This window comes from Martinezella calliandrae (assembly GCF_030272695.1).
In the GTDB taxonomy this organism is placed as follows: Bacteria; Pseudomonadota; Alphaproteobacteria; order Rhizobiales; family Rhizobiaceae; genus Rhizobium; species Rhizobium calliandrae.
Map to the genome: position 1 here is coordinate 14,392 of NZ_JARFYN010000072.1, position 14,679 is coordinate 29,070.

A 14,679-nucleotide genomic window follows, 5' to 3' on the forward strand; every position below is an offset into this window, starting at 1 on the left:
TCAGGCCTCCCTTTTCGCCGATGAGACCTTGTTAGCAGGCGCCTTCGAGACTTCGTCATCCGGGCGAACCTGCAGGTCGTACAGCGCCTTGTACCGCCCTCCAGCGGCAAGAAGCTGTTCATGCGTTCCACGCTCGACGATCTCACCGTCTTCGATAAACAGGATCTGGTCGGCATGCATCAGCGAACTTAGCCGGTGGGCGACAATGAGGGTCACCCGGTCGCGGGCAAAGCGCTTCATGGCGCTGCGGATACGTTGCTCGGTTGCGGCGTCGATCGCGGCGGTGGAATCGTCGAATACCATCACCGCCGGCTTCAGCATGAGCGTGCGCGCGATCGTCAAACGCTGGCGTTGACCGCCGGAAAGCGACACGCCACGTTCGCCAACGACGGTGGTATAGCCTGCCGGCAGGCCGAGAATGTAGTTGTGCAATTGGGCGGAACCGGCGGCGCGCTCGATGCGCTGTTCCTTTGCCCAGGGATCGCCATAGGCGATATTGTTTTCGATGCTGGTGGTGAATAGGAAGGAATCCTGTTGTACGACGGCAACGGATTGGCGTAGCGACTGCAGTGTCGCCTTGCGGATGTCCTGGCCATCGATCGTGATGCGGCCGGATGCAACGTCGTAGAAGCGTGGAATCAGATGGGCGATGGTGGATTTGCCGCTGCCCGGGGGGCCGACGATGCCAATTGTCTCGCCGCGCCGCGCCTCAAAGCTGATATTCCTGAGGATCGGGCGTTTTTCCGGGCCGGGATAGGCGAAGCCGACATTTTCGAAGCGCAGAACACCGTCCGTGACGGCAAGCGGCTTGGCGTCCGGAGCATCCTTGATGGCAATGTCGAGGTCAAGCAGGGCAAACAGGCGCGAGCCGCAGGTCGACGCACGGGCGAACGCGTTGACCATCAGGCCGAGTTGGCGCACCGGCATCTGCAGAATGGTCATGAAGGTCAAAAATGAGGCGAGGGTGCCGACGCTGATCTCGCCTGCAATCACCTTGTTGCCGCCGACCCAGAGCACAAGGCCCATGGCCGCGAAAAAGGAGAAGTTCATGGCGCTGGTATTGACGACGCGAATGCCGACGCGCTTGTGGGCGAGCGTGAGCGCATTGTGCGACGCCCTGTCGAACTTCATGAGTTCATGAGCCTGCGCGGCGAAAGCGCGTACGACACGAATGCCGCCGAGGTTCTCTTCCATCACGCGGGTCAGTACCGAGAGCCGTTCCTGCAGGTCGAGCCAGGTCGAACGCAATCGCAGCTGTGTCACCGACGAGCGCCAGGCGACAAAGGGTACGAAACTCAGCGCCAAAAGGCCGAGCAGGACATCAGTCGACAGCAGCATGTAAGCGCCGACGCCGATTAACATGGTGAGCAGCACCATGCGCACCAGCGCCGTCGAAAAATACATGCGCACGCCCTCAAGATCGAGCAGGCCGACAGTAATGAGATCGCCGGAATGCACGGTGTCGTGGAAGCTGAAGGAGAGTTGCTGGATCTTTTCGTAGCAGGCGAGCCGCAGCTCGTAGCCCATATGGTGCCCGACGGCTTCGCTGTAATAGTTCTGCACCATCGTGAAAAGGCCGCGCAGGATGCTGACGACCAGCAGGAGCAGCGCAGTCGTCAACAATGCATTTTCCGCGAGCTGCCCGGCTGCGCCACCGGCAACCACCGTTTGTGTTTGATCGACCGCGCGGCCGAGCAGGCGTGGGATCGAGAGCTGGAGCGTCGACGCAACGAATGTCGCGCCGATCGCAAAGCCAGTCTGCCAGGGATGGTGCAGCGTCATATGCGTGATCCGCACGATGGTGGAGAGACCCCGACCCCAACCGGCCGCGCTGACATGCGCCAACGAAGCCAATGGCTTCGCGGCGCTTCTTGATGAATCGCTGCTCACGCTTTTATCCAGGCATTTTCGAACGAGGCGGACCAGAAACCGGGTTCGGACCGCAAAGGAAATAATGGTAGGACGAATGTCGCCGATTCCGGCCCGTCATTCAAGAGTCTATTGGTCACAAGTGCTACCTGGACGTTAGATTGCGTGTTCGGTGAAGGGCGGTCTTCGATTGTGTCACGGGGTCGCGAATTTGCGCTCGGGCATCGTGGAGGCAGGCGCGGTCGGCAGTGATGTAAAGCTTTAGACAGAAAATTCCGATCGCGTGTCGGTTTTACTCAAAGGGAAACGTCCTTGGATCGACCCAAAGTTCATGGAGGACATCATGCGCAGGATCGTTGCAGCCACATTCGTCAGCCTTGACGGCGTCATGCAAGCGCCGGGCACTCCGGAGGAGGATCCAACCGGCGGATTCCGGTTCGGCGGTTGGACATTCCATTATTTCGACGAAGCGACCGGCGCAGCCTTGGGCCAAATGTTCCACAAGCCGTTCGACCTTTTGCTTGGCCGCAAGACCTACGATATCTTTGCCGCCCATTGGCCCTACGCCGATGAAGACGACCCTATTGCCGTGCTGTTCAACAAGGTCACCAGATATGTTGCGACCCGGGGCGATATCACGCTTAGCTGGAACAACAGCCGATCACTCGGTGCCGATGTCGCGGCGGCGCTGACGGAGTTGAAGAAGGGCGAGGGGCCGGATCTCCTGATCCAGGGGAGCAGTAATCTTATTCAGACCCTGCTTCGCCATGGATTGATCGACGAATACACTCTGCTGATCTTCCCTTTGGTGCTCGGCAAGGGCAAACGGCTTTTCGGTGACGGCACCGTTCCCGCCGCCTTGAAACTCAGCCGCTCGCAATCGTTTCCAAGCGGCGTCATTATGGCAACTTACGAGCCCGCCGGCGAAGTTAAGACGGGCTCGTTTGCGCAAAAGGACCCGTCCGAGGCTGAGATCCGGCGCCGCCAGAGCTTGGATTGATCGCAAATGATTGCAGGATCGCGCTGGGGATCCGCATTTGTCGAGACCGCGAGATGCTCGATATCCTTGCTCTCGTTCTGCACCGCGACGAACAGGTCGACGTCGGGGCGGTGGAACTGAACTGGCCCTGGACGCGGGCGAAGCGACCAAGACACATGTGCTAAATCTGTTGTACCGGCTGATCGACAGCAAGACGACCGACGGTCGGGACATCGACACGCCACAGTCACTGACCTTGCTTCACGAACCCCAGGCGAATGTCGAACGCAATGATGGTCTGCGTTTCCGGATCGCAGGAGGTTGCCATCGGTCATGATCCTGCCAGTGCGGCCGTCATTATCATGCTCCGTAGCCTGAAGATGTATGGCATGACCCAGGCCGTAACGGACTTAATCGAGCAGGGGCTCCAGCTTTTGATGCGGCCATGACCATCCTGTCTCAGTTGCTAAGGGCCGAAATGGCCGAGCGCGAGGTCCGCTATGGCTGCCGCATCTCAGAATATTCCTCGAGCAGTTCAGTTCGTGGACCGCGGCGGCGCCGGGCATGCTGTCGTCGCGGTGTCAGGTCGAGAATACTAGCAGTCACACTGTTTTGCCGGCGGTATCCGCCAAACCACCACCTTGATGAACACTTGGCCGGGCCGCGCTATGCTGATACCGAGCAATCGCCAGCTCATCCGCCTCGATCTCAGGCCTTCTGCCGCTGACCATATCGCTGACAACTCGGGCCGATCCGGTACTCATCGTCCAACCCAGCGTCCCATGACCAGTATTCAGATACAAGCCTTCGATCTTCGTAGGACCGATCACAGGTGTGCCGTCGGGAGTCATTGGCCTGAGCCCGGACCAGAACGTGGCCTTGGAGCGGTCACCGCCCGGGAACAGATCGGTGACCGAATGCTCCAGAGTTTTCCGGCGCGCCTGGCCGAGATCGTTGGTATACCCCGAGATTTCCGCCATGCCGCCGACGCGAATGCGGTCCCCAAGGCGCGTGATGGCGATCTTGTAGGTTTCGTCCATCACCGTCGATTCCGGCGCCCTCGAGGCGTCCGTGATCGGAATGGTCAGTGAGTAGCCCTTCACGGGATAGACGGGGAGCTTGATGCCAAAGGGCTTGAGCAGCAGCGGCGAGTAGCTTCCCATGGCAACGACCACGGCGTCGGCAGGAATCTTTCCGCGATCGGTCAGGGCGCCGAGGACCCGCCCGGATTCGACGTCCAATCCCTTGATGGTTGTGCCATAGGAGAAGCGGACGCCAAGTTCCTCCGCCTTCTTCGAGAGGGCGTTCGTGAACTTGAAGCAGTCGCCGGTCTCGTCCTTGGGCGTCAGCAGGCCGCCGACGATCTTGTCGCGAACATGTGCCAGCGCGGGTTCGTACCGTATGCAGCCGTCCCGATCGAGAACCTCGTAGGGAATGCCGTCCGCCGCGAGCGCCTTCACGTCCTTCGCGGAGGCGTCGAGCTGCGCCTGCGTCCGAAAGAGCTGAAGGGTGCCCTGCATGCGCTCGTCATATGCGATGCCGGTCTCGGCCCTCAAGTCGGCCAGCGCGATGCGGCTGTAGTCGGCCAGCCGCAGCATGCGGCTCTTGTTGAGCGCGTACCGCTCGGACGTGCAGTTCGCGAGCATCTTCATCATCCACGACAACATCGCGGCGTCGAACTTCGGACGAAGAATTAGCGGCGCGTGCTCCATGAAGATCCACTTCAGGGCCTTCTGCGGGATGCCGGGCGCGGCCCACGGCGAGCAATAGCCGAACGAGATTTCCCCCGCGTTGGCGAAGCTCGTTTCCAGCGCGGGACCGGTCTGGCGGTCAGCGACCACCACTTCATGGCCAGCCTTCGCCAACTGGTAGGCGGACGTTACGCCGATGATGCCGGCCCCGAGAACTAGAACTTTCATGATACCCTCTTGAGACACGGCTCTTCCGGCCTTAGCGATATTGACGATGATAGCGACGACCGAGGTTGGCCAGGATTTCGTAGCAGATCGTTCCCGCTTCACGGGCGACGTCTTCGAGCGTGCGGTTGGGGCCGAGCACCTCCACGAGGCTGCCGATGCCAATAGCGCCTTCCGGAAGCGCGCTCACATCGATGGTGATGCTGTCCATGGACACGCGTCCCACGATCGGCAGGCGAACGCCATCGAAATAGACCGCTCCCCGATCGCTCAGGCTTCGCGGCAGCCCGTCCGCATAGCCAGCGGCGATCGTCGCAAGCCTGGTTTGCTTCGCGGTGACGTGGATGCCGCCATATCCGACCTTCGTGCCGGCTGGTACGGTCCGGGTCTGCACGACGGCGACGTCGAGGCGTACGACTGGTTCCATAGGACGCGTCGCGTTGGACGGCGCACCTCCATAGAGGGCGATCCCCGGACGCGCGAGGGCGCTGTGGTAGGGATTGCCGAGAAAAACACCGCCGGAGTTCGCGAACGACAGGTCGTGGCCGGGGAACTCCTCGGCAATCCTTCGAAGCTCTTCAAGCTGCTCCCAGTTCTGAGTGCTTTCATCGTCGTCTGCCGATGCAAGGTGGCTCATCAAGAAGAGGATTTCGACGTCTGACCGATAGGTAAGGTCCTCGGCAAGGAGGGGACGCTCTTCCGGCGGGAGCCCGAGCCGGGACATTCCGGTGTCGAACTGGACCGCCGCGGGCAGCCTTCGTCCCAGCCGTCGCGCCGTCCTGCTCCAGTTTCGCCATTGCTCGATGGAATTGATGACAGGAATGATGTCCTCGTAAGCGCAGATGTCCTCGTTGCCCGGCTGCAGGCCGTTCAGGACGAAGATCCGGGCGTCCTGCGGAACTGCCGGGCGGAGCTTCATCGCCTCGACGAACTGCGCGACGAAGAAGTGCCGGCAGCCTTGTTCATAAACAGTCTTCGCGACGCGCTCGGCTCCAATTCCGTAGGCGTCAGCCTTGACGACGGCTGCCGCTAGGGCGGGCGCGACCATCTTCGCGAGCCTCGCGTAGTTGCGGCCAAGGGCGGCCAGGTCGACCGTCAGATACCCCGACGCACCTTCGACGCCATTGGCTTCGTCGACATCCAGTTCGTCAACCCTCACCGTTTGCAAATCACGGTCCTCCAAGATCCAAATTGCGGCTTCTGTTTTATTGAAATTATCGTCGAATTTCTCGCGAAATAGTCTTTGAGTATTCGAAAAAGAAATGATTATTAGAATAATTGCTGAAATTTTGGAGGAATCCATCATGGCTGCGTTGGACGCTATCGACCGCAACATCATCCGGCTCCTCCGCCTCGACGCGCGTACATCGAATGCGAGGCTCGCCGAGGAGGTCGGCCTGTCTCCGTCGGCCTGCATGCGGCGCATCAAGATCATGGAGGAATCGGGCGTCATCCGCGGCTACACGGCATTGGTAGACACATCAAACGTGGAAACGACGATTGCGGTCATCATTAACATCACGCTCGAACGTCAGACCGAAGACCATCTCGATCGCTTCGAGGCATCAGTCAGACGGTATCCGGAAATCCGGGAATGCTTTCTGATGACGGGCGGATCGGACTACCTGTTGCGCGTGGAGATCGCCAACGCCAGTGATTTTGAGCGGATTCACAAGGAGATACTGTCGACGTTGCCGGGAGTCCTGCGCATTCACTCGAGCTTCTCGATCCGGAATGTTCTGGCGACCAAGCCGAAGCGCCGGTGAGCGTTAGGCCCGAGAGGCGCCCCGGCCTCCTCAGCCGCCGACCAGGCGACGAGGAGACGGCCGCTGTCGAGTCCTTGTCGTCGGACGACCGGCCGACATCAGACATGGCGCATCAGACCGCCGTCGACGCGGATGCTCTGTCCCGTAATGTAGCCGGCGCCGTCGGAGGCAAGGAAAGAGATCGTGGCGGCGATCTCATCCGAGGTCCCGTAGCGCCGCATCGGCACGCTCGCCCGGCGCTCGTCCGTCTCGGGCAGGCTGTCGATCCAGCCAGGGAGGACATTGTTCATTCGAGCATTGTCCGTCGCGTAGGTGTCGGCAAATAGCTTCGTAAACGACGCAAGGCCAGCCCGGAAGACGGCCGACGTCGGAAACATCGGCGATGGCTCCGCGACCCATGCGGTCGAGATGTTGATGATCGAGCCCGACCGCTGTGCCTGCATGACGGGCGCAACGACGCGCACGGCCTTCACGACGTTCATGAAGTAGACGTCCATGCCGCGGTGCCACTCCTCGTCGCTGATCTCAAGCAGCGGCGCCCTCGGCCCATGCCCGGCGCTGTTCACGAGCACGTCGATTCTGCCCCAGCGGCTGATCGCGGCATCTGCGAGGGTTTTCAGATCCTCGGACGACTGGTTCGAACCGGTGACACCGACGCCGCCGAGTTCCGCACCCAGGGCTTCGCCTTTCCCGGAGGAGGAAAGCACGCCGACATGGAATCCGTCGGCAGCGAGCCTGCGGGCCGCAGCCGCCCCCATTCCGCTTCCTCCGCCCACGATGAGGGCCACTTTTCCGTCTGCTATCATTTTCTCCTCCTTGGTTCTTTGTGGTTTCCGTCGACGATGCGGGCCAGCTCGTAACCGGCCCGCCTCTATCTTTATGCCATGCGCTTCAAAGCGTCGCCGATCGTGGAGACGATCCTGTCGATCTCGCTCTTCTCGACGATGAGCGGCGGGGAGAGAGCGATGATGTCGCCGGTCACGCGGATCAGCAGTCCTTTTTTGAAGCACTCGACGAACACATCATAAGCCCGTGTTCCCGGAGCGCCGTCGCGAGGCGCGACTTCGACTGCGCCGACGAGGCCGAGATTGCGAATGTCGACGACGTGGGGATGACCGCTCAGCGAATGCAGCGCATCCTGCCAGTAGTCGGCGAGGGCGGCGGCACGCGTAAGAAGGCCTTCCTCCTCGTAGATATCGAGGGTCGCGATGCCCGCTGCGCAGGCGACCGGATGGCCGGAATACGTGTATCCATGGAACAGCTCGATGGCGTTTTCCGGGCCGATCATCAGGCCATCGTAGACCTTCCGGCGGGCAAAGACCGCGCCCATCGGAATGGTGCCGTTCGTCAAGCCCTTCGCAGTCGTGACGAGGTCGGGAACGACGCCGAAATAGTCGGCAGCGAACGGCGTTCCGAGACGGCCGAAGCCAGTGATCACCTCGTCGAAGATCAGCAGGATGCCATGCTTGTCGGCGGTTGCGCGGAGTTTTTCGAGATAGCCCTTCGGAGGCAGGATGACACCAGCCGAGCCAGACATCGGCTCGACGATGACGGCCGCGATGGTTTCGGCGCCGTGCAACTGGACGAGGCGCTCCAGATCATCGGCGAGTTCGACGCCGTGTTCAGGCAGGCCCTTGGAGAAGGCATTGCGGTTTAGGTCGAGCGTGTGGCGCATATGGTCTGCGGGGATCTGCGGGAAGACCCTGCGGTTGTTCACAAGGCCGCCGACCGAAATGCCGCCGAAGCCGACGCCGTGGTAGCCCTTCTCGCGGCCGATGATGCGGGTGCGGGTTCCCTGGCCGATCGCGCGCTGATAGGCAATTGCGATCTTCAAGGCAGTGTCCACCGATTCCGAACCGGAGCCCGTGAAGAAGACGCGGTCGAGCTCGGCAGACGGACCGCCGGGCGCGATCTTCGCAAGTTTGGCCGCGAAGTCGAAGGCGATCGGGTGGCCCATCTGGAATGTCGGCGCGAAATCCATCGTGGAAAGCTGGCGCCCGACCGCCTCCGATATCTTCTTGCGGCCGTGGCCCGCGTTGCAGCACCAGAGGCCGGCCGTGCCGTCGAGAACGCGATTGCCGTCGACATCGGTGTAATACATCCCTTCGGCGGAGGCGAGCAGGCGAGGCGCTGCCTTGAACTGGCGGTTGGCCGTGAACGGCATCCAGAAATTGTCGAGTGTGAGTTCGTTCTTCATGTTGATCTGGTCCATCGTGCCCTCCTTCGGCTCCGCGAAGAATTCGGCCATTTCCAAGAGGCTAACAAGCCCTTTTCTTTTATGACGTAAATCATTGAAATTACGATGATTGGATTCTATTATTTGGTCTATCCTGAACAACCAGAACAGCCGGACATGTCAATCGATATCGGAAACCGCCTGCGCTATGTGCGCACCGCCCACAACATGTCCCAGCGGGAACTCGCGAAGAAAACAGGCGTCCCGAACTCAACCATTTCGTTGATCGAATCGAACAACGCGAACCCGTCGGTCGGGGCGTTGAAGCGCATCCTCGACGGGATCCCTATCGGGTTGGCGGAGTTCTTCGCGCTCGAGCCGGAAACGCCCAGGAAGGCATTCTATGCGTCAGAAGAACTGGTCGAGATCGGCAAGGGCGGGATCTCCTACCGCCAGGTCGGGGAGAGCATGTTCGGCAGGAGCCTGCAGATGCTGCAGGAATGCTACCAGCCGGGTGCTGACACAGGAAAGGTTCCGTTGGTCCACGACGGCGAAGAGGGAGGCATCGTCCTTTCTGGAAGACTCGAGGTCACGGTCGACAACGAACGGAAAATCCTCGGTCCGGGTGACGCCTACTACTTCGAAAGCCGCCGCCCGCATCGCTTCCGGTGTGTCGGCCCGGTCCCGTGTGAGGTCATTAGCGCCTGCACGCCGCCGACTTTCTAAGCGCAGCCCTCGATGCGGGCGAGCATGCGGTGGAGCGCCGTCCGCAACGCTGAGGCCCCGCCCTCGGTTTGAAAATCGGCCAGCACCTGTTCGTTCAACCCGCCCCTGGTGGCGAACTCGCGGCTTAGCTCGGAGAAGTCGGTCTTCCTACTCTCGGCGAGTATTGAGGACGGAGCATGGAAGCGGCAGGAAAAGACTTTTGCGACCGAGTTCGCCTTCTAGAATGCCGATCCGGCCCTTCACCACCATCCTGACCTTCGGGCTCAATGCCGCCGGTCTCGCGTGGTCGAGGAGATGGCGCTCATGATCACCACCGAAAACTGGATCCCTTTCGAGACGGCGCACGAGCGGCAATTGCTCGAATGCCTGGCCCGCCTGCGCCGAAGAGTGTGAAAGGTCTGCATTTCAATCTGTCCCCCGACAAACCTGTGGTCGGCGTCAGCCTGCCGGAGCCAAGGCCGGATCCCGTTGCCATGTTCATCGTGCCGGCGGATGCCGACGACAAGGCCTACGAGGTCGTGCTCGCCGGGATGATCGAGGCGCGAATGGAAATGCGGTCATGGATCTGGCGTGTAGGTGAGGGGGACATGCCGAGGCTGCCGTGATGCCTTCCCCGAATGCTGCCCGGGTTGACTGCTGTTGCCGGCCGGCGAGACGGGCGAGCGCCAGCGGGCAGGGCGGCGTGGCATGAGCGCAGCATTTGCCTAATACGGATATTGAAATACACGCGCTGGATGTGCATCTAGGGGATCGAGGCGTATGGTACATCCTCGTACACACAGCGAGCACATCATGCAGACCACCAGAGCTTTCAAAAATGGCAACTTGCAGGCCGTCCGTATTCCGGCCGAACTCGCCTTCGATCGGACGGATGTCGAGCTGGAAATCGAGCGGGTGGGCGACGAAATACGCATCCGGCCCGTTCGCCAGTCGCTCGCCGGCTTCTGGACGTCTTTGCCCGCTTTTCGCCGAGCTTCCTGAAGGACGGCAGGGAAGACTATGAGCAGGACGAGCGGGATCAGATCTGATGCCGCGCTACATGCTTGATACGAATATGTGCATCTATCTGATGAAGAACCAGCCGGAACAAGTGGCCCGCCGCTTTGCCGGTTGTTATGTAGGTGATGTGGTAATGTCAGCCATTACCTTTGCTGAACTGGACTATGGCGTTTCGGCTTCGGATGATCCGGAGCGGGAGCGTGCCAACCTCGATGCGCTGTCCAGGCTGATCACTGTGGCGCCTTTCGAGATGTCCGCAGCGCGCGCCTATGGGCCGGTGCGCGTGGCGATGCGGGAGCGCAAACGAGACCATCTGGACAAATTGATTGCCTCCCATGCGATCGCGCTGAACACCATTCTGGTGACGAATAATGTCCGAGACTTAGCCTCTTATCCTGGGCTGACCACCGAGAACTGGCTAGACGCCTAATGCTTTTTTTACAACACTGTCAAAGCTGATTAGAGGCGCAACGGGTTCAGACCGATAGAAAGCGACACTCAGGCTATGCCACTTGCTCAAGCGATGAGCCCCCGATTCGACCGGCTGGGCCGGCTTGTAAAGGAGGTGAGGGGGCGGTGATGTTTGACCCAGATGTGAGTTACGCGAACTACGCCGTTATCATCAGGCCGGCGCAGTATCCTTCATGGATGTCCGAATTGCTTGGTGATCATACCATGCCGTCAGCCTTGGATGGATCGTGCGCCAATCTGGACGAAGTTGCTGGAATTCCATCAGTCCAAGCGCCGCAGCGAGAGCAAGGCTTCTGTACATCGGAAAGTCCGGAAGGCGCTTCTCGCCAGCTTCATTCTCAAGATAAGCCAGACAACGATTTGAGCGTTCGACCTCAACACCAATAAGAAAGTCGGAGCGTGCCTGGGGTTCGCCCCGGTTCTCGCGGACCCAACTGGAAATTCCTTCCAGGAATCCGAGTATTTGACCTTCCTGACCGATCTCCCGCCAGCTCAAATGTTCGGGCTGCCGCATCGCCGCTGATATGCATTTCGATGCCAGATAGTCAAACACATGCCTTGTCTCGGTGATTGTGAAATCGCCGTCGATCAGAGTTGGGACACGACCGACGGCGCTGAATTCAAGCGCTGGATTATCTGGCCGCCGGTTCGCAGCCAAGATCTCGGAAACTTCGCCAGCCAAACCGCTTTCGCGAAGCGCGATACGTGCAATGCGCGCGTATGGAGAACCTGGTGAATAAAAGAGCTTCATCCGTGTAAATTAACCTCGTTCCTGATCGCTGGATTCCCAACTTGTTAACATGGGTCACCGCGATCTTCGAACCAACGATGTTCGGATCCATCGATTTGCACCAGTTCACCGTAGGCCTCGCGCCGCGGGCAGATCGAAATATCCCATATATTTTTAGGGGCATTAATCCTGTTTCAACAAAGCTGGGTTAACTATTCCTCTGATTGGGCAGGGCATGATGCGCCTGTGATCGGGCGGCGCCTCGATGGCTCACGGACTGCTTTTCTTTTAGAAATTTCATCGCAAGAGCTCCAGAAATACGTGTTTTGGCCGAGCGGGTTAGCGTCACGGCACCCCGAACATAGGTGAGCAATAATGGTTTTTTCTCTTCGTAATATACTGGTTGGAATTTTCCTTTTTCTCAGCGTCGCTCTATGTACGCTGACGGGATCTTCGATGCTTGATGCCTATCGCGATGCAGGTATGTATGCCGACGTTTCGAAATTCACGCTACTAGACCGCGCGCTCTTCCAAACACTTGCGAACTTTCGCAATGAGCGAGGTGATGGGTCGTCGCTCGCCAAAATTGAGCTTGGCGCGCAAGATGCAACGCTTACCTTGTTGAAAACGGACAGGCGCATCGTCGACAAATATATGGCTGACGCAAAATCGGTCTTGGCAGACATCGACGACCCGACCCTCAAAGCCCCGATTGCCGATGTCATGAGCGCCTATGATCGCGTGGTTGCTTTCCGCTCAACGCTCGACAGCGAAGTGACCAAGAAGCTTGCTGATCGCGACCCGAAACTGCAGGCGAGGACGCTGGACCTCGGTCAGCAGTTCTTGACCGCGTTGGAGGCTGGTTCGACCGCTATTGAAAGCCGGATTCGCACGAGCGATCCGTCAATGACGGCTCCCATTCAAATCCGTGCACTGACATGGTACGCGCGCGCAACGGCTGGTGCTGCAAACCTCTTGTTCGTCAACACGCTCGCCTCTGGAGAGGCGATGAAGCCTGAGGACGTCAGCAAGATCCAACAGTTCGATTACGCTGCGAATTTCATCTGGGAACAGATCGGCACTCTGGTCAATCATCCGTCGACACCACAGGTCGTCAAGGACGCCTATAGAGACAGCAGCACGACCTATTTCAGCGGTGACTTTGCAGCAAAACACAGTGCATTGCTTGCGAAGTTCGCAGCCGGTGAGAAGAAGGCAATGTCTCTCGATGATTGGCGCCCGCTTAGCAACGCCGCCCTCCTAACCATCACGAACACGGCCGCGGCGGCAGCAGATGGCATGGTCGCCAAGGCATCCGCCAGCCAGAATGATGCATTCGTCAGATTAATCGCATATGGGCTCACTTTCCTTGTTGCCGTCGCTCTGAGCATTACGGGCATCTGCGTCATCATCTTTCGAGTCACCAAGCCCGTCGGTGTGCTGACTCATTCCATGACTGAACTCGCCCAAGGCAATCTCTCGGTCTTAATCGGTGGTGTCGAGCGGCGTGATGAGATTGGCGCCATGGCGCGTTCCGTACAGATTTTCCAACAGGCAGCCTTGCGCAACAAGGCGCTTGAAGCCGAAGCCGCCGCCGCACGTATTACATCGGAGAATGAACGCGTCGAAGTTCAGCGCCGTGCCGAAGCAGAGGCCGAACAGAGGCTGCTACAGGCGACGGCTTCACTTGCCACAGGACTTCGTCATTTGGCATCCGGCGACCTGCGCTGTGAGATCGAAACGCCGCTGGCTGCGCAGTTCGAAGCTCTGCGTCACGACTTCAATTCATCGGTCAGCCAGCTGCGCGCTGCCATGTCCCAGGTCGGCCAGGCCGCGTCTCTCGTAAACAGCGGCAGTTACGAGATTTCCCAGGCTTCCGATAATCTTTCCAAGCGCACGGAGCAGCAGGCCGCCTCGCTGGAAGAGACGGCAGCTGCACTCGAAGAGGTAACGGCAAATGTTCAGTCGACCTCCAAACGAGCGGGCGATGCACGTGACCTGGTCCGTGGAGCCCGATCGCGGGCAGAAAACTCCAGCCAGGTCGTCAGCAATGCCGTCAGCGCCATGGGAAGAATTGAGCATTCTTCCAAGCAGATCGGCCAAATCATCAGCGTGATCGACGAGATCGCCTTCCAGACCAACCTACTTGCGCTTAACGCCGGCGTCGAGGCGGCGCGTGCAGGCGAAGCCGGCAAAGGCTTTGCCGTTGTCGCCCAGGAGGTCCGCGAGCTAGCCCAGCGTTCGGCTAATGCCGCCAAGGAGATCAAGGCCCTGATCGGCAACTCCGAAGTCGCCGTCAGCGAGGGCGTGAAGCTCGTTAACGACACAGGTCAGGGGCTCGCAGCTATCGCCGACCTGGTGCTGCAGATCAATCAGCACATGGATGCGATTGCCACCGCCGCTCAGGAGCAGTCCATGGGCCTGTCGGAGATCAACAGCGCCGTCAATCATATGGACCAGGCGACACAGCAGAATGCCGCCATGGTCGAAGAGATGAATGCGGCTGGCGCTGGTTTGGCCGAGGAAAGCAAGCGTCTCGGAGAGCTCCTGAGCGCATTCCGCACAGGCGAGGCCGAGCGCATGGAGCCACAGGCGAGGCCCATGGCCCGGCCTGCCTCAGCCCCGACAACAGGCCGGCTTGCTGCGCGCCCCGCTCCTGTCACCCAAGGCAATGCTGCGCTTAAACATCTCCAGCAGGAGTGGTCTGAGTTCTGATTGCTCTGATGTGAAGACTGGCGCCCAGCTCTATCGCGGTTCAGGAAGCGAAGATTGCCCCGGACATTTTGTGCGGGGTATTTTCGTTTGGCCAATTCAATTCGCCGCCGACGCAGATTTGATTTTGAAGCGGATTGCGGCCGCCCCCCGGGGAGAGTGACATTCCAGCTTTGCAGGATCAGGACACTTTAACTTTGCGTGCGACTTCTAATGTAAATGCAACAAGGGCTTAAAGGCTGCTACAGGGTAGGGAGATCAGCCCCCGATCCGACCGGCTGGGCCGGGTTGCAAGGGAGGAACGGGGGCGGGTGATGACGCTCCCCTTTGGCTTT

The 14,679-nt window shown here is 59.7% G+C and carries 12 protein-coding genes and 4 pseudogenes; 9 read left to right on the forward strand and 7 right to left on the reverse strand.

Features of this window, described 5'->3' with window-relative positions; translation table 11 throughout:
- Entirely contained in the window at nt 1-1,890 is a 1,890-nt protein-coding gene (locus tag PY650_RS32360) for an ABC transporter ATP-binding protein (protein WP_285884017.1), read from the reverse strand.
- A gap of 322 nt (nt 1,891-2,212) precedes the next feature.
- Between PY650_RS32360 and PY650_RS32365 the strand changes: the two genes are divergently transcribed.
- From PY650_RS32365 to PY650_RS32375, 3 genes and pseudogenes are all read left to right on the forward strand, one after another.
- On the forward strand, nt 2,213-2,869 hold the full coding sequence (locus tag PY650_RS32365) for a dihydrofolate reductase family protein (RefSeq protein WP_285884018.1): 657 nt from the start codon (nt 2,213-2,215) through the stop codon (nt 2,867-2,869).
- Between the two features lie 44 nt (nt 2,870-2,913).
- Nucleotides 2,914-3,185: pseudogene (locus PY650_RS32370) on the forward strand (IS21 family transposase); the annotation flags it as partial.
- A pseudogene (locus tag PY650_RS32375) lies at nt 3,175-3,347 on the forward strand (ATP-binding protein); the annotation flags it as partial. The pseudogenes PY650_RS32370 and PY650_RS32375, both read left to right, overlap by 11 nt.
- A 103-nt stretch (nt 3,348-3,450) precedes the next feature.
- Here the strand turns inward: PY650_RS32375 and PY650_RS32380 are convergent.
- Nucleotides 3,451-4,767, reverse strand: coding sequence for a D-amino acid dehydrogenase (locus PY650_RS32380; RefSeq protein WP_285884019.1), 1,317 nt, complete (start codon nt 4,765-4,767; stop codon nt 3,451-3,453).
- A gap of 31 nt (nt 4,768-4,798) precedes the next feature.
- Complete coding sequence (alr, locus tag PY650_RS32385; protein ID WP_285884029.1) at nt 4,799-5,923, reverse strand: alanine racemase; 1,125 nt, start codon at nt 5,921-5,923, stop codon at nt 4,799-4,801.
- 145 nt (nt 5,924-6,068) lie between these two features.
- Between alr and PY650_RS32390 the strand changes: the two genes are divergently transcribed.
- Entirely contained in the window at nt 6,069-6,530 is a 462-nt protein-coding gene (locus PY650_RS32390; protein WP_285884020.1) for an Lrp/AsnC family transcriptional regulator, read from the forward strand.
- A gap of 98 nt (nt 6,531-6,628) precedes the next feature.
- Here the strand turns inward: PY650_RS32390 and PY650_RS32395 are convergent, their stop codons facing one another.
- Together PY650_RS32395 and aptA are read right to left on the reverse strand one after the other, a co-directional pair.
- A complete protein-coding gene (locus tag PY650_RS32395) occupies nt 6,629-7,336 on the reverse strand; it encodes an SDR family oxidoreductase (protein ID WP_432761612.1) in 708 nt (235 codons plus the stop codon).
- 71 nt (nt 7,337-7,407) lie between these two features.
- Nucleotides 7,408-8,742 carry an omega-aminotransferase AptA gene (aptA, locus tag PY650_RS32400; RefSeq protein WP_285884022.1) on the reverse strand — a complete coding sequence of 445 codons (1,335 nt, stop codon included), beginning with the start codon at nt 8,740-8,742 and terminating at the stop codon, nt 7,408-7,410.
- Between the two features lie 141 nt (nt 8,743-8,883).
- Here aptA and PY650_RS32405 point away from each other — a divergent pair, with 141 nt between their 5' ends.
- Entirely contained in the window at nt 8,884-9,432 is a 549-nt protein-coding gene (locus PY650_RS32405) for a cupin domain-containing protein (RefSeq protein WP_285884031.1), read from the forward strand.
- Here the strand turns inward: PY650_RS32405 and PY650_RS32410 are convergent.
- Nucleotides 9,429-9,578, reverse strand: a pseudogene (locus PY650_RS32410) (pyrroline-5-carboxylate reductase); the annotation flags it as partial. The gene PY650_RS32405 and the pseudogene PY650_RS32410 sit on opposite strands and share 4 nt — an antisense overlap.
- A 157-nt stretch (nt 9,579-9,735) precedes the next feature.
- On the opposite strand from PY650_RS32410, the pseudogene PY650_RS32415 reads away from it, so the two are divergent.
- From PY650_RS32415 to PY650_RS32425, 3 genes and pseudogenes are all read left to right on the forward strand, one after another.
- A pseudogene (locus PY650_RS32415) lies at nt 9,736-10,037 on the forward strand (DUF1173 family protein).
- A gap of 187 nt (nt 10,038-10,224) precedes the next feature.
- The gene (locus PY650_RS32420) at nt 10,225-10,413 is read left to right on the forward strand and encodes an antitoxin (protein ID WP_285884023.1); all 189 of its coding nucleotides are present in this window, start codon (nt 10,225-10,227) and stop codon (nt 10,411-10,413) included.
- A gap of 46 nt (nt 10,414-10,459) precedes the next feature.
- On the forward strand, nt 10,460-10,861 hold the full coding sequence (locus tag PY650_RS32425; protein ID WP_285884024.1) for a type II toxin-antitoxin system VapC family toxin: 402 nt from the start codon (nt 10,460-10,462) through the stop codon (nt 10,859-10,861).
- A 192-nt stretch (nt 10,862-11,053) separates the two neighbouring features.
- Here the strand turns inward: PY650_RS32425 and PY650_RS32430 are convergent, their stop codons facing one another.
- The gene (locus PY650_RS32430) at nt 11,054-11,653 is read right to left on the reverse strand and encodes a glutathione S-transferase family protein (protein ID WP_285884025.1); all 600 of its coding nucleotides are present in this window, start codon (nt 11,651-11,653) and stop codon (nt 11,054-11,056) included.
- A 354-nt stretch (nt 11,654-12,007) separates the two neighbouring features.
- Between PY650_RS32430 and PY650_RS32435 the strand changes: the two genes are divergently transcribed.
- Nucleotides 12,008-14,347 (forward strand): methyl-accepting chemotaxis protein, encoded by a 2,340-nt coding sequence (locus tag PY650_RS32435; RefSeq protein ID WP_285884026.1) that lies wholly within the window; start codon nt 12,008-12,010, stop codon nt 14,345-14,347.
- Nucleotides 14,348-14,679 lie beyond the last annotated feature (332 nt).

What these genes read in the sequence shown, in the direction of transcription:
- PY650_RS32435 (WP_285884026.1), top strand. Translation starts at nt 12,008, where the DNA reads ATGGTTTTTTCTCTTCGTAATATACTGGTTGGAATTTTCCTTTTTCTC.
- PY650_RS32390 (WP_285884020.1), top strand. Translation starts at nt 6,069, where the DNA reads ATGGCTGCGTTGGACGCTATCGACCGCAACATCATCCGGCTCCTCCGC.
- PY650_RS32380 (WP_285884019.1), bottom strand. Translation starts at nt 4,767, where the DNA reads ATGAAAGTTCTAGTTCTCGGGGCCGGCATCATCGGCGTAACGTCCGCC.
- PY650_RS32430 (WP_285884025.1), bottom strand. Translation starts at nt 11,653, where the DNA reads ATGAAGCTCTTTTATTCACCAGGTTCTCCATACGCGCGCATTGCACGT.
- PY650_RS32365 (WP_285884018.1), top strand. Translation starts at nt 2,213, where the DNA reads ATGCGCAGGATCGTTGCAGCCACATTCGTCAGCCTTGACGGCGTCATG.
- PY650_RS32405 (WP_285884031.1), top strand. Translation starts at nt 8,884, where the DNA reads ATGTCAATCGATATCGGAAACCGCCTGCGCTATGTGCGCACCGCCCAC.
- aptA (WP_285884022.1), bottom strand. Translation starts at nt 8,742, where the DNA reads ATGGACCAGATCAACATGAAGAACGAACTCACACTCGACAATTTCTGG.
- PY650_RS32425 (WP_285884024.1), top strand. Translation starts at nt 10,460, where the DNA reads ATGCCGCGCTACATGCTTGATACGAATATGTGCATCTATCTGATGAAG.
- PY650_RS32395 (WP_432761612.1), bottom strand. Translation starts at nt 7,336, where the DNA reads ATGATAGCAGACGGAAAAGTGGCCCTCATCGTGGGCGGAGGAAGCGGA.
- PY650_RS32420 (WP_285884023.1), top strand. Translation starts at nt 10,225, where the DNA reads ATGCAGACCACCAGAGCTTTCAAAAATGGCAACTTGCAGGCCGTCCGT.